General features: G+C 61.2%; 11 protein-coding genes and 1 tRNA gene. 11 read left to right on the top strand and 1 reads right to left on the bottom strand.

Translation table 11 applies throughout. The features are described 5' to 3' along the window. The first annotated feature begins 90 nt into the window (after positions 1-90). Entirely contained in the window at positions 91-3813 is a 3723-nt protein-coding gene (locus M0654_RS20465) for a FecR domain-containing protein (protein WP_248684662.1), read from the top strand. Continuing rightward, entirely contained in the window at positions 3813-5783 is a 1971-nt protein-coding gene (locus M0654_RS20460) for an adenylate/guanylate cyclase domain-containing protein (protein ID WP_248684661.1), read from the top strand. Before M0654_RS20465 ends, M0654_RS20460 begins: the two co-directional genes overlap by 1 nt. 9 nt (positions 5784-5792) lie before the next feature. Here M0654_RS20460 and M0654_RS20455 read toward each other — a convergent pair whose 3' ends face one another. After that, on the bottom strand, positions 5793-5954 hold the full coding sequence (locus M0654_RS20455; RefSeq protein ID WP_199925245.1) for a hypothetical protein: 162 nt from the start codon (positions 5952-5954) through the stop codon (positions 5793-5795). 207 nt (positions 5955-6161) lie between these two features. Here M0654_RS20455 and M0654_RS20450 point away from each other — a divergent pair. From M0654_RS20450 to M0654_RS20410, 9 genes are all read left to right on the top strand, one after another. Beyond that, a tRNA-Ser gene (locus M0654_RS20450) sits at positions 6162-6251 on the top strand. 129 nt (positions 6252-6380) lie between these two features. Next, complete coding sequence (locus tag M0654_RS20445; RefSeq protein ID WP_248684660.1) at positions 6381-6617, top strand: DUF2934 domain-containing protein; 237 nt, start codon at positions 6381-6383, stop codon at positions 6615-6617. Positions 6618-6924: 307 nt separating this feature from the next. Further along, entirely contained in the window at positions 6925-7935 is a 1011-nt protein-coding gene (locus M0654_RS20440) for a septal ring lytic transglycosylase RlpA family protein (RefSeq protein ID WP_390920938.1), read from the top strand. A 68-nt stretch (positions 7936-8003) separates the two neighbouring features. Further along, positions 8004-9170 (top strand): D-alanyl-D-alanine carboxypeptidase family protein, encoded by a 1167-nt coding sequence (locus tag M0654_RS20435; protein WP_248684658.1) that lies wholly within the window; start codon positions 8004-8006, stop codon positions 9168-9170. Positions 9171-9235: 65 nt separating this feature from the next. Continuing rightward, positions 9236-9916 carry a dTMP kinase gene (gene tmk / locus M0654_RS20430; RefSeq protein WP_248684657.1) on the top strand — a complete coding sequence of 227 codons (681 nt, stop codon included), beginning with the start codon at positions 9236-9238 and terminating at the stop codon, positions 9914-9916. Further along, positions 9913-10941 (top strand): DNA polymerase III subunit delta', encoded by a 1029-nt coding sequence (locus M0654_RS20425; protein WP_248684656.1) that lies wholly within the window; start codon positions 9913-9915, stop codon positions 10939-10941. The genes tmk and M0654_RS20425 overlap by 4 nt, the downstream gene beginning before the upstream one ends. Before the next feature lie 128 nt (positions 10942-11069). After that, positions 11070-12617: a methionine--tRNA ligase gene (gene metG, locus M0654_RS20420; protein WP_248684655.1), complete on the top strand. Its 1548-nt coding sequence runs from the start codon at positions 11070-11072 to the stop codon at positions 12615-12617. A gap of 9 nt (positions 12618-12626) precedes the next feature. Then, complete coding sequence (locus M0654_RS20415; RefSeq protein ID WP_248684654.1) at positions 12627-13409, top strand: TatD family hydrolase; 783 nt, start codon at positions 12627-12629, stop codon at positions 13407-13409. Positions 13410-13412: 3 nt separating this feature from the next. Beyond that, a complete protein-coding gene (locus M0654_RS20410; RefSeq protein ID WP_248684653.1) occupies positions 13413-14234 on the top strand; it encodes an MBL fold metallo-hydrolase in 822 nt (273 codons plus the stop codon). The last annotated feature ends 101 nt before the right edge of the window (positions 14235-14335 follow it).

Genomic DNA, 14335 nt, shown 5'->3' with positions numbered 1-14335 from the left:
GTAGCTCTGTTAATACAGTCTACTTAGAAAGCAAGTAGCGGCGGTTCAGGCTATCTTGACAGTTCGCAAGTAAGTAGCCACTGGTTGCGCATGCTGGGGACATTCAATCGATTATTACTTGCGGCCGTTGCGTTGCCGGCGGTCGTCGCCGGGCTTTCCGTGGCTGCATTCGCGGAGCCGGTGGCGCGGAGCGGACCTTCGGCCGGTGCCGTCATCGCGCGCAAGGCTGGCGAGGAAGTCCGCTTCATTGACGTCTCGAACTGGCGTTTTGTGGATCTGAAGCAGGATCTCCTGACCGGCGACGTGCTGCGCACCAATGAAACGGGGCAGTTGGCGATCCTGTTCTCCGACCGCACCCAGGTGCGGCTTGGGCGCAATTCGACGCTTGTCGTGAAGCAGATTACTGCCGGCACCAATGCCGACACCGTGCTGCAACTGCAATCCGGAACGATCTGGGCGCGTGCAGAACGCGGTGGTCCGGGCGTGCAGGTGCAGACGCCGGCCGCTGCCGCCGCCATCCGCGGCACGGACTGGACGATGACCGTGAAGGGCAGCCAGACTTCGCTGACCGTGCTTGAAGGGCTGGTGCAGTTCAGCAATCCGCAGGGCAGCGTTGACGTCCGCCAGGGCGAGGGGGCGGTGGCTTCGATCGGCCAGGCGCCTCGCAAGATCGTCATCGTTGATTCCGACGACCGCGAGCAGATGCTGTATTTCCTCGCGCCCCGCAACGCCTTTGGCTTCATGGCCGCTTCGCCGCTGCCGGTCGCCAACATGCGCCGCGAGGTCGATCGCATCTCCGCTATCCCGCCCGGCAGCCGCAGCACGGAAGACCTTCTGGTCCTGGCGGAAACCCAGCTTTCGCTTGAGGGCCGGCAGACGATGCTGGAAACACTCGCGCTTCTGGAGGCGCGAAAGCTGTCACCGGCACAGCGCGCCAGGCTGAACCTCGTCAAGGCCATCACGGCGGCGAGCGACAGGCGCTACGACGAGGCCGTCAAGCTGTTCAAGCTTGCAACCCCCGGCCTTGATGCAAAACGACGCAACGTTGCGGAGTACGGCAGCTATTACGCCCGTTCGCTCGGCGATCCGAACCGGGTCGTGCAGCCGCCATCCTCCGTCAACAGCGCTTACAGCGCTCTCCTGAAAGCCTATGCCACGGGCTTCCTCAAGGACATTCCTGCGGCCATCGAAGTCATACGCGATGCGGAACGCAAGTTCCCGCAGGATCCGATGCTGCCCGCCGCACGCGCCCAACTGGCAATCCTGGTCAACGACCGGCCGCAGATCGAGGAGGCGATTGCACGGTCGCTGGCGCTTGACCCGAACGAGCCGACGGCCTTGGAAGCACGCGCCAATTATCGCGCCGACTTCAAGAGCGACCTGGATGGCGCGCTTGCGGATCTGCAGGCCGCGCTGAAGGTGGCACCGGGCTCCACCACGATCTGGAACGCCCTCGGAAACCTGCAATATGAGCGCGGTGACGAACGCGCGGCAGAAGCGGCGCTGAAGAAGTCGATCGACCTCGATCCGCTCGATCCACTCGGCTACGCCAACCTCGCCAACATCTACATGGACCAGAACCGCGTGGAAGAGGCGAGGGCGCTGATCGACAAGGCCCTGGAACTGGATCCAGGCTTTGATCTCGCCCTGATCTTCCGCGGCCGCTACAAGATCCAGGCGGGGCAGGTCGACGAGGGGCTTGAGGATGTGCTGGCGGGCACGGTTGCCAACCCCGCCTATTCTGCGGGCCAGACGGTGCTGGCGGCAGCGCATCTGGAAAAGGGCGATCGTGTCGCGGCAGAACAGGCGCTCGATAACGCCGATCGTCTTGATGACAATGATCCGGTCATCGCCGCCGCGCGCACCGCGCTTGCCATTGAAGACTATGATTCCGAAGGCGCGATCCGGCACGCGCAGGATTATGTGAAGCGGTCACTGGCGCGGGGCGGCGACTACAGCACGCTCGGCGCCAACCAGCAGGCAGGCTCGACTCTGAACTCTGCCTTCCGTTTCCAGGGCCTGAACTCCTGGGCCGAATACTATAGCGACGCCGTGTTCGATCCGTTTGCCGGCACGGCCTATATCGACCAGGCGATCCGGGGCAGCGCGAACCCGTTCGCCAACAGCTACACCTACGGCACGGATATCATCAACAATACCGGCAACAGCCAGGCATTCTCTTCGCTCTTCCAGGGCCTGCTGCTTGAACCGCACCTGATCGCGTCGCAATCGATCGGCACCCACCTCTTCACCACGCCCTTTTTCGAGACATCATTGGAAGGTGGTTTCAATACCGCCGGCGGCGAGGTGGGGTATGAAGCGGAAGCCAGCGTGCAGGGGTATACCAACCTGCCGATCCCGATCAGCTTCAGTGGCACGCTGCAATGGCAGCAGACGCCGGATAGCCGGGATATCGGCGCCTTGAGCGACCTCAATAGCGAGAGTGAGGTCGTGGGCGGAAGCGTTTTCTTGAGCGCAGACGTTACCCCCTATGATCGGCTGATCCTCTACTACAACGATGCCAGCGCTGATTTCTCGCAGGACGTGATAACGGAACACAGTCCGGCGGCACTCTTTCCCTTCCCCGTCGTTGGCGAAGTGCCTCTCCTGAGAGAACGCGACATATCCACGAGGGCCGTCAACGGCGGCCTCGGGTGGAGCCATACGATTGGCTACAAGAACAACGTCAACGCGGCGTTCCTCTACAGCAGGACAGAATCGCGTACACGCTCCTACCTCGAGTTCGACTTTTTCGGCCTGCCGATTCCAGTTGGCGTAACCTCCTCGTCACTGGATGAGGAGACCTATATCCTCGCCTTGAACCATACGATCGCTTCAGGCGATCTGACCTGGCGTTATGGGATCGAAGGTGGTTGGAGCCGGGAGGAAACGGGGATCAGCTACGAAGACCGGGTGCCGATTACTCTATTCGCGCCGTTCTTCGACCTCCTACCGTCTGGCCCATCGTTCGATGTTACCACCTCTGACACCAGCACGGTTGGCAGGGCCTATGTCGATCTGCTTCATGAAATTTCTCCGAGCTTGAAAGCCGAGTACGCGCTGTTTGGAAGTTATGTCGATAGCGACAACGGCGACGTATCACGTCTGGAACCACGTGTCGGTTTGGCCTGGACGCCGATGAACGGGCAGTTGTTCCGTGCCGGCTTCATGCGCAGCAGCATTGACGTCTCAACGCCCACCCTGTCGCCCGTGGGGATCGTCGGCCTCCAGCCGAACCAGATATCGGTTGGCGCCGAAGGTTACGTTGATACCTACGCGCTGCGCTGGGATGCGGAATGGACGCCAGACTTCTTCACGTCGGGAGAGTTCCAGCACCAGGAGCTCCACGACCCGACGATCCCGATCGCGCTTTCGGTCACGCCATTTTCGACCGGTCGCGGCCGCATCGACCGTGGCAGCCTGACCGCGAACCTTCTTCTGGGTCATGGTTTTGGCCTTTCGTCGACAGTCGTTTACACCGACTCGGAGGATGAGGACCCGACCTCTCCGCGTTACAACGGTCCCCTGCCGTTCATCCCGGAATGGGCCGGGCAGGTGGCTCTGACATGGGTGAACGAGGCCAACATCCGCGGTACGCTCGCGGCGAATTATGTCGGCGAGCGGATTAGCGATGACAGCACGCGGCTGGGTGACTACTGGACCCTTGACGCAACGCTGACCTGGGAGCCGTTTGACGACCGGGTGGAGTTGAACCTGGCGGCCTATAACCTGCTCGACGAAGACTTCCAGGTGGATACCGGCACGCCCGGCTGGGGTCGGTCCTTTAAGGGCACGCTCAAAGTCCGCTTCTGATGTTCGGGCCGGCATTCAGTTCCATTACAAGGCGGCGGCCGTTTGCTTCGCGGCGCGTGCAGGTCCTGACCTTGAGCCTGTTCATCTTTGCCGCAGTCGCGCTCGTCTCCCGCCTGCCGGCATGGCCGCTCATCGACTACCGCGCGTTCGATTATCTTTCGACAATCGGCGCGGAGCCGTTACCGGATGACGGGCCGATCATCGTGGCGATCGACGAGCCGTCGCTCGCTGAGATCAATGTCCAGTGGCCATGGCCGCGCAGCCTGCATGCTCGGTTAATTTCTGCCTTGCGTGCCGCGGGCACCAAGGTGATCGGCATCGACATCATTTTTTCCGAACCGTCACTGCCCGGTGAAGACGAAGCCCTGGCGGCGTCCCTTGGCCCGGATGTCGTGCTCGCAGGCGACGAGACGCTGGTGACATCAGCACAAGCCGACCAGTTCATTCGGGTGACGCCGCTGCAGATCTTCACCGAGAAGATGGCCATGACGGGGATTGCCTCGGTCGGGCTTCACCGGGACGGCGTATTACGAGAGATGCCGGTCTACAGCGACGGTTTTGCCGCGATGATTGCTGCCGGAGCAGGGGTGGCGGCAGGAGGTCCGCCACCAGGCAGCCTGATCCAGACCTTTGGTGGCCCGCGAACCTACCCGACCGTTTCCTATTACCAGGCGCTGGATCCCGAAAACTTCCTGCCGCCCGGGTTGTTCAAGGATCGCATGGTGATCGTGGGTTTGAGCCTCCAGAATGCCCCGTCGATCGAAACCGGCGGCGCGGATGCCTTTGCCACCTCCTCTACTGTCCATACAGGAAAGCTCACCGCCGGCGCAGAGATCCAGGCGACGATCCTCGATAATCTGAGGCTTAGCCGATATGTGACAGAGGCGAACCTGCCCATCCGCCAAGTTGTGCTTCTGGTCGCCGTTGTCTTCGCAGCCTTGCTGGTCTGGCGAGGCACCGGCTGGAAGACGGTTGTCCTTGGCGCAGCGGCGCTTTTCATGCTCTTGGCCGGAAGCTATCTGACGCTGCGATTCGGCCGGGTGTTTGCCTCGCCCATGGCTCCGTCTCTCGCTTTCATCGGCATTGCCGTGGCGCAGGCAGGGCTTGATTATGCGCAGGAACGCAAGAACCGCCGCCAGATCACCCGCGCCTTCTCTCAATATCTGGCGCCGGCCCTCGTGGAGGAGCTCGCGCGCGACCCGTCCAAACTGAAGCTTGGCGGCGAAAAGCGGGAACTATCGATCCTGTTCTGCGATGTGCGCGGTTTCACCACCATTTCCGAGCAGTTGAAGAATGACCCGCAACAACTGACGACCCTGATCAACCGGTTGCTGACGCCGCTCTCGGAGATCGTGCTGTCACACGGCGGGACGATCGACAAGTATATCGGCGATTGCCTGATGGCCTTCTGGAATGCGCCGCTGGATGATCCCAACCACGCCAGACATGCCGTTTCAGCGGCACTCGACATGCTTGATTCGATGGACGGGCTGAACGCCGAACTCAAGGCAGAAGCGGAAGCGTCCGGACGCATCCACTATCCGCTGAAGATCGGCGTCGGCATCAATACCGGCGAATGCGTGGTGGGCAATATGGGGTCCAGCAGCCGGTTCGATTATTCGGCGCTCGGTGACGCGGTTAATCTCGCGGCGCGCCTGGAGGGGGCGTCGAAGCCCTACAACGTCTCGCTGCTGGTTGGCGAGGCGACGGCGCGCGCCGCCTTGGGATCATTCATGGTACTTGAGCTGGATCGGATCACGGTGAAGGGAAAGACCGAACAATCGCCGGTGTTTGCCGTGCTTCGCCAGAAGCCGGATACTGCGGTGATCGAGCGTCACGAGCAGTTCCTGACGGCGAAATATGCGGGCGATGTGAACGCCCAACGAGTACTTTCAAGAGAGCTTGCAGAGGCCTTGCCGGCGCTCGCCGGCTATTACGGCCAATTCCATGGAGAGCCGCAGAGCAAATGATGGCACTGCCTAGTGCAGCGTGCCCGGGTTCAGGTCATCTTCCATGATGCGGAAGGCTTCGTAGAGCGCTTCGACCAGTATATCCGTGAGCTTGTCGCCGTCGTTTTCCTGCAGGAAGAGTGCGATCGCCTGTTCCGACGGCTGGTTGAAGTTGCTGTGTTCGTTCGACATGTCATTGTCCCCAGGCTTGACCGGACTCATTCCGGGTGAGGGCGACGCTAGGGCGCGATGCTTGCGCAAAGCTTGAGCCTTGTGCCCGCCACCCCTTCGTCGCGAAGGGAACGCCAATAGCAGCAAATGGTTCAGCCGTATGTGCCAAAAAGAGACATGTCCGTGCGGTTGACGTTTGCCAGTTGAAGGCGCTAAAGCGATGCGCGTGGAAGAGTGTCCGAGTGGTTTAAGGAACCGGTCTTGAAAACCGGCGTGCGGGAAACCGTACCGTGGGTTCGAATCCCACCTCTTCCGCCATTCTCTAACAAATAGATGATGTTGATCGCCTGCGCGTCGCCCGCGAGCGGCTGGCGATTTCCAATCCAGCCCCACCGGAACCTTGCTTGTGCCCCCCCGGTTAGATCCTCACGACCAAGGAGGATCATCATGGCGATAAAAGAGAATGTCGAAGCTGCAACGCGGATCGGCGATCCGGTTCGCGAGGGCATCGAGGCGGGAACGCAAGGCGGCGCGGACGAGGGTAGTATCCGGGAGCGGGCTTACGCCATATGGGAAGAGCAGGGCCGTCCGGAGGGATCTCATGACGCCCATTGGCACCAGGCGCAACGGGAACTGACGGACAAGCAATTGTCCGCAGGCGATCCGTCGCCGACAGGTCCATGAAGCAAAAGCCTGTAATTGGCGAGCAGATCACGCGCCAGTGCGTTAACAATTCATTAACCATAGAAAGTAAAACGCTCCGCATCGGTCCAATTGTGTTCGCATTTTAGCCACTTTGGCGGCAAAAGTTCACTGCTATACATTCGGCGCATAGGGGTATGTGCCGAACTGGTTCAATGGCAGTGCAAGCTTGCGGCGTCGCCGCTTGCCTGTTCTGCCGCGGCGGCATGGGACGAACACGTTGAGTTTGAGTGGCGGCAAGCTATCGCGCGGCGCGAAGTGGATTGGGATCACATTGATTTGTGCGGGAATGGCGTCCTGCGCAACGACCGAGACACCGAAGAGCAAGCCGAAGCCTCGGAGCAAGGAATACTTCTCCGAGAAGGAGTATGGCGTGAAGGCAAGCCCGCGCGTGGTGGGCGAGGGGCAGGCCGTGCCGAAGGGCGGCGGCCGGTTCATGGTCGGCCAGCCATATCAGGTCAAAGGCAAGACCTACGTTCCCAAGGAAGACCCGAACTATAACAAGACAGGGCTTGCGTCCTGGTACGGCTCGGCGTTCCACGGCCGGCTGACCGCGAATGGCGAAGTCTACGACAGCGACCACCTGTCTGCGGCCCACCCGACATTCCCGCTTCCGAGTTATGCGCGGGTGACCAATGTCGATACCGGCTCCTCAGTCATCGTGCGTGTGAACGATCGCGGCCCCTACCATCCCGGCCGCATCCTCGATGTGTCGGAAAAGACCGCGGAACTTCTTGATTTCAAGCGCTCCGGCACCGGCCGCGTCAATGTGCAATATGTCGGCCGAGCCCAGATGGACGGGAACGACATGCCGATGCTGATGGCGTCCTATACCCGCAAGGGTGACCGACTGCCGTCGATCCAGCCGGAAGGCCAGATTGCGACTGGCGTAATGGTCGCCTCCAATCAGTCGCTGGGCGACCAACTTCAGAGTTACGGTTCTTCCGAACGTCGTACGGCCGCTCCTGTTGAGCGTTCGGCGGCGCCCGCAGCGCGGCCGGCTCCGGTCGATGTTGCAGTTCGCGCCGTTCCTGCACCGCGTCCGCTTGTCGCCGAAGCTCGGCAGACGGCTAAGGTGGCACCAAATCCAGCCGAAAAGCAGCAGCGACAGGTGAAGCAGGCTCCAGCGCCCCAGCCGGTACAGGTCGCCTCCAATGCTCGCCCGGCAGAGCAGGTGGTGCGCCAGCCTCAGACGTCGGCGACCGCTTACGCCGGTGAGCCGCGGGCGAAGGAACCAATCGTCATGTTCGGCAACATGATCCTCCAGAACCCCGCGCCCGGTCAAAAGCCCGTGCGTTAAGCGCACTTGCGGTTGCATGCGCAACTGGCCACTGCTAGGCCAGACGTGACTGGCTCACGAGGGTGATGATGCGGCGTGTCTTGCTTCTACTCTTGCTGACGTTCCTTGGAACGTCGGCATCATGTTCAACCGCGGACGCACAGGAAACCCAACCGCCCTTTGCCACCAAGGCAAAGCAGGCATATCTGGTCGAATCCAAGACCGGAACCGTTCTTCTCGCAATCAACGAGAACCAGGATTTGCCACCGGCGTCGCTCGCCAAGCTGATGACGATGGAGGTCGTTTTCAGCGCCCTGAAGCGCGGCGAGATCACCTCTGACACGACCTATACTGTCTCCCAGAATGCCTGGCGCACCGGTGGGGCGCCATCCGGCACGACGACTATGTTTGCGGCGCTGAATTCCCAGGTTCGGGTCGAGGACTTGGTCAAAGGCGTGATCGTCCAGAACGGCAATGACGCATGCATCATCCTCGCTGAAGGTATATCGGGCTCGGAGAGCGAATTCGCCGCCCGCATGACGGCACGCGCAAAGGACTTAGGTCTCGGTCGTTCAACATTCGGTAACGCCACGGGCCTGCCGAGTGCTGAAAGCCATACGACGGTGCGCGATCTTGTCGAGCTGTCGCGTCATATCCATCGCGAGTACCCGGAATATTACCCGATCTACTCGCAGCCGGATTTTGAGTGGAACAAGATCTTCCAGCGCAACAAGAACCCGCTGATGTCGCTCAACCTCGGCGTCGATGGCCTAGGCGCCGGTTATGCGGAAGGCGCGGGCTTTGCCCTTGCAGCGTCCGTCGAACGCAACGGCACGCGGCTGTTCCTCGCCATGGGCGGTCTCGCCAGCGACAAGGAGCGACTGGAGGAAGCACGCAAGGTTCTTGAATGGGGGCTTTCTGCCTTCCAGACCAAGGTTTTGTTCAAACAGGACGAGGTGATCGGCCAGGCGAGCGTCTACGGTGGTACGTCGCGTTATGTGGATCTCGTCGCCAAGGAGCCTGTCGACATCTACCTGCCGACCAACAATCCCGACCGCCTGTCGGCCCGTATCGTCTATCGCTGGCCGCTCAGAGCACCGGTGTCGGCAGGGCAGGATGTTGGCGTGCTACGAATTTCCGCCGGGGATCGCGTGATTCGGGAAGTGCCGCTGGTGGCGAACCAGGCAATCGGTACCGGCACGCTTGCAAGCCGGGCGACCGACGCACTTCTGGAACTGATGTTCTTCTGGCTCTGATGCGCGGTTTCGCAGCGCATCCATCTGCGCTATAAGCCGATAAAACAGGAAGTGCGGAAATACGCGTGGCAGAACATCCCGGATTGTTTGTGACATTCGAAGGGGGCGAGGGGGCAGGCAAATCCACCCAGATTCGCCGTCTTGCGGATCGATTGCGCCGGGCCGGCCATGATGTTCTCGTGACGCGGGAGCCAGGCGGATCCCCGGGCGCAGAGGCAGTGCGCCATGTGCTGCTGTCAGGAGCCGCCGAGGAATTTGGCGTACGCATGGAGGCCATGTTGTTTGCCGCCGCCCGCAACGATCATGTCGAGGAAGTCATTCGCCCGGCACTGGAAAGTGGCGCGATCGTGCTCTGCGACCGGTTTATCGATTCCTCGCGGGTCTACCAAGGCGTGACGGGCAACCTGGAGACGGATTTCATCGAGGCTCTGCAGCGCGTGGCGATCGATCGCGTCGTGCCTGACTGTACGCTGATCCTCGATCTGCCTGCGGAGACGGGCCTCGGGCGTGCGCGCCGGAGAGCAGCCGATGCTGCGCCGGACCGGTTCGAGCGCGAAGAGATCGAGACGCATGAAAAGCGTCGGGAAGCATACCTGGAGATTGCCGAGGCAGAGCCGCAGCGCTGCCGCGTGGTCAATGCCGAACGCGCCGAAGACGAGATCGCAGACGAGGTCTATGCGATCATCGAACCGCTGATCAATCGGTCGGGCGCGCCGGAACCGACCGAGACGGAAAATGCCGAATGAGCGAAGACGTCGCAGGCCTGCTCGACGGCGCACAGCCGCCAGCACGCAATACGAACCTGTTCGGGCATCAGGCTGCCGAAGAATTCCTGGCTCGCGCCTACCGTTCCGGCAAGGCGCATCATGCGATCCTGATCGAAGGTCCTGAGGGTATCGGCAAGGCAACGCTCGCGTTCCGCTTCGCCAACCATGTCTTGTCGCATCCCGATCCTGCTGCGGCACCGCCATACCTGACGGAACCGGATCCAGATTCGGCGGTGAGCCGGCAAATCGCCTCGGGTGCCTCCCATAACCTGCTGCACCTTTCGCGCCCGGTCGATGACAAGACGGGCAGGGTGAAAAGCGCCATTACGGTGGATGAGGTGCGGCGCGCCGGGCATTTCTTCTCACAAACCTCCGGCACGGGAAGCTGGCGTATCGTCATCATCGATCCGGCTGACGACCTCAACCGCAACGCCGCCAATGCGATCCTGAAGATATTGGAGGAGCCGCCGAAACAGGCGATGTTCCTCGTGTTGTCGCATGCGCCGGGAAAGCTGCTGCCGACGATCCGCTCTCGCTGCCAGCCGCTGCGCCTGTCACCGCTCAATGACAGGGACCTTACACAAGCGCTGGGAGCACTCGGGCTCGCGCTCGACGGCGGCAAGACCGAGGAGATGGTCCTGTCGATGTCGAAGGGCAGTGTGGCGCAGGCGCTGAAGCTGTTGAACTACGGCGGCACCGAGATCATCGCCGCGTTTGACGAGATCCTGTCCTCCGAAGGACCAAAGGCGCGCAAGGCCATGCATCGGCTGGCCGACGTGCTGTCCGGCAAGGATAGTGAGGTGATCTTCGGGTTCTTCATGCAACACCTGAGCGACCATCTGGTGGCGCGGGCGAGGGCGGCAGCCTTGGCAGGTGATATCGCAACGGCCGACCGGCAGGCAAAGCTCGTCACAGACATCAACGAGAAGATCACGGTTTCCCAGGCCTATAACCTCGACCGCAAGCAGACGATCCTGTCGATCCTGGAAGCTGCGCGCGCCTGACTTTGGTCGTCGCGCGGGTGCCATGGGAACATCACGAGGAAGTTTGGGTTTCGCATCTTCCAAACATGCGCTAAGAGCGCACAGCACATTTCTGTGCGGAAGACCTCCCTGCAAGTACCGAGTGCGACATGTCCAACAAGACGCCATATTACATCACGACCGCAATCTCCTATCCGAACGGCAAGCCGCATATCGGCCATGCCTACGAACTGATTGCGACGGACGCCATGGCGCGCTTCCAGCGCCTCGACGGGAAGGACGTATTCTTCCTGACCGGCACGGACGAGCACGGACAGAAGATGCAGCAGACGGCGCGCGCCGAAGGCATCAAGCCGGAAGCGCTGGCGGAGCGCAACTCCGGCGAGTTCCTGGCGATGGGCAAGCTGCTCAACGCCTCCAACGACGATTTTATCCGCACCACCGAGCAGCGGCATCATGAGGCCTCGCAGGCCATCTGGAAGCGGATGGAGGCCAATGGCGACATCTACAAGGACAGCTACGCCGGTTGGTACTCGGTTCGCGACGAAGCGTATTATGCCGAAGACGAGACGCAGGTCCGCGACGGCGTTCGCTACGGACCCCAGGGCACGCCGGTCGAGTGGGTGGAGGAGTCCAGCTACTTCTTCAAGCTCTCGGCCTATGGCGACAAACTGCTGAAACACTACGAGGAAAATCCGGACTTCATCGGGCCGAATGAGCGCCGCAACGAAGTCATCTCCTTCGTGAAGTCGGGCCTGCGCGACCTGTCGGTTTCCCGCACGACCTTCGACTGGGGTATCAAGGTGCCGGATGATCCGGATCACGTGATGTATGTCTGGGTAGACGCGCTGACCAACTACATCACCGCGACAGGATACCTCAGCGACCAGAACGGACCTCGCGCCAAATACTGGCCCGCGGATGTGCACATTATCGGCAAGGACATCATCCGCTTCCACGCGGTCTACTGGCCGGCCTTCCTGATGTCGGCAGGCCTGCCGCTCCCGAAGCGCGTTTTCGCGCATGGCTTCGTGCTCAACAACGGCGAGAAGATGTCGAAGTCTCTCGGCAACGTGGTCGATCCCTTCGATATCATCGAGACGTTTGGGCTGGACTACGTGCGCTACTACCTGTGCCGCGAGATCTCCTTCGGCCAGGACGGCAACTGCAATGAGCAGCTGATCGCGACGCGCGTGAATGCCGACCTCGCCAACGGCATCGGCAACCTAGCCAGCCGCTCGCTGTCGATGATCGTCAAGAACTGCGACGGCGTTGTCCCCCAGCCGGGCGAACTGACCGAGGAAGATAAGGCACTACTGGCACAGGCCGACACGATGCTGGCAACCTGCCGCGAGGAAATGGACCGCCAGGCGATCCATAAGGCACTCGCTGCAGTGATCGCCGTGGTCTCTGAAACCGACCGATATTTTGCCGCGCAGGCGCCATGGGTGCTGAAAAAGACGGATCCGGCTCGCATGGGCACCGTGCTTTACGTGACGGCGGAAGTGGTTCGGCAAATCGCCATCCTGCTGCAGCCGTTCATGCCGCAGTCGTCGGCCAAGCTGCTGGATCTCGTCAAGGCTCCGGCCGATGCGCGCGACTTCACGGCGCTCGGCGAAGCCGGTCGGCTGAAGCCGGGCATCGTGCTGGAGGCGCCGACCCCCGTGTTCCCACGCTACGTGGCTCCGGAAGCGTAAGGCTTCGTCATGTTGATCGACACCCATTGCCACCTCGACTTTGGCGACTTCGACGAGGAGCGCGACGATATCATCGCGCGCGCTCATGAGGCCGGCGTCAAACAGATGGTGACCATCTCGACACGGGTTCGCAAGATCGAGGGCCTGCTCGCGATCACGGAGCGTTATCCGTCGGTCTTTTGCTCGGTTGGCACGCATCCCAACAATGCCGGCGACGAACTCGACATCCAGGCCGAGGATCTTGTCCGGCTGGCGAATGCGCATGAGAAAATCGTGGCGATCGGCGAGGCGGGGCTGGACTACTTCTATGACACCCAGAAGCCTGACGACCAGAAGACGGGGCTGATCCGCCACATTGCCGCAGCGCGTGAAACCAAGCTGCCGCTTGTGATCCACAGCCGCAGCGCCGACGAGGACATGATCGAGATCCTGCAGACGGAAAGCGGGAAGGGGGCCTTCCCTTTCATCCTGCACTGCTTCTCCTCAGGTGCAGAACTGGCCCGAGTTGGCGTGGAACTGGGCGGCTACATCTCCTTCTCCGGCATCCTGACATTTCCGAAGTCGCAAGAGCTTCGCGAGATCGCCAAAAACGTGCCGCTGGATCGGCTGCTGGTGGAAACGGATGCGCCATATCTTGCGCCGAAACGCTGGCGCGGTAAGCGCAACGAACCGTCCTATGTGGTAAATACGGCGGAGGTTCTGGCGGAGTGCAAGGGCTTGAGCTACTCTGAGATGGCGGAAATCACCACCGAAAACGCGTTCCGCTGCTTTTCCAAGATGCCGAGGCTCTGAACCGTGGCGCGGTACCTGCGGCGATTCACGATCCTTGGATGCGCGTCGTCACCCGGCGTTCCGCGCCCCAACGGTGACTGGGGTGCCTGCGACCCGCAAAACCCGAAGAACCAGCGAACGCGCGCGGCATTCATGGTCGAGCAGATCGGCCCGGATGGCGAAAGCACGGTGGTCATCGTCGATACGGGACCGGATTTTCGGCAGCAGATGGTCGCCAACAATGTCCGGCGCGTCGACGCAGTACTTTACACCCATGCCCATGCGGACCACCTGCACGGCATCGATGACCTGCGGACCTATTTCATCCTGCAGCGCCATCGGATCCCGGTTTATGCCGATCCGGTGACCATGGAGCGAATCCGCCAGGGCTTCGGCTATTGCCTCGAGACGCCGCCCGGCGGCAACTATCCGCCAATCGCGCGGCCGTTTCTCATCGAGGACATGGATGCGACGATCACGGTGGATGGGCCCGGCGGCTCGATCGAATTCCTGCCGCATGACCAGGTGCATGGCGAGATTCATTCGCTCGGCTTCAGGATCGGGGACGTGGCTTATTGCAGCGACGTCAGCGATTTTCCGGCTGAGACCATCCCGAAGCTCCAGGGCCTCGATCTGCTGATTATCGACACGCTGCAGTACCGGTTCCACCCGAGCCATCTGTCGCTTGAGCAGTCACTGAACTGGATCGAGCAGTTCAAGCCCAAACGTGCCGTGCTGACGCATATGCACATTCCGCTGGACTACGACACGGTAATGGCCGAAACGCCTGCGCATGTGGAGCCGGCATTCGATGGCATGACCTATGAGGTCGAACTGGATCTCTAGACGCTCGTTTCCGTCGTCGCCTTCTGTTCCATAATCTATCTTATCTGATGCTCGGATGTAGCCGCAAAGTTGGAATGTCCTGTTTCTGCAAAGTTGGAATG

This window comes from Neorhizobium turbinariae, assembly GCF_023223505.1.
Taxonomy (GTDB): domain Bacteria; phylum Pseudomonadota; class Alphaproteobacteria; order Rhizobiales; family Rhizobiaceae; genus Neorhizobium; species Neorhizobium turbinariae.
Note: the sequence above shows the minus strand (reverse complement) of the source record. Positions and strands in the feature narration are given on the sequence as shown.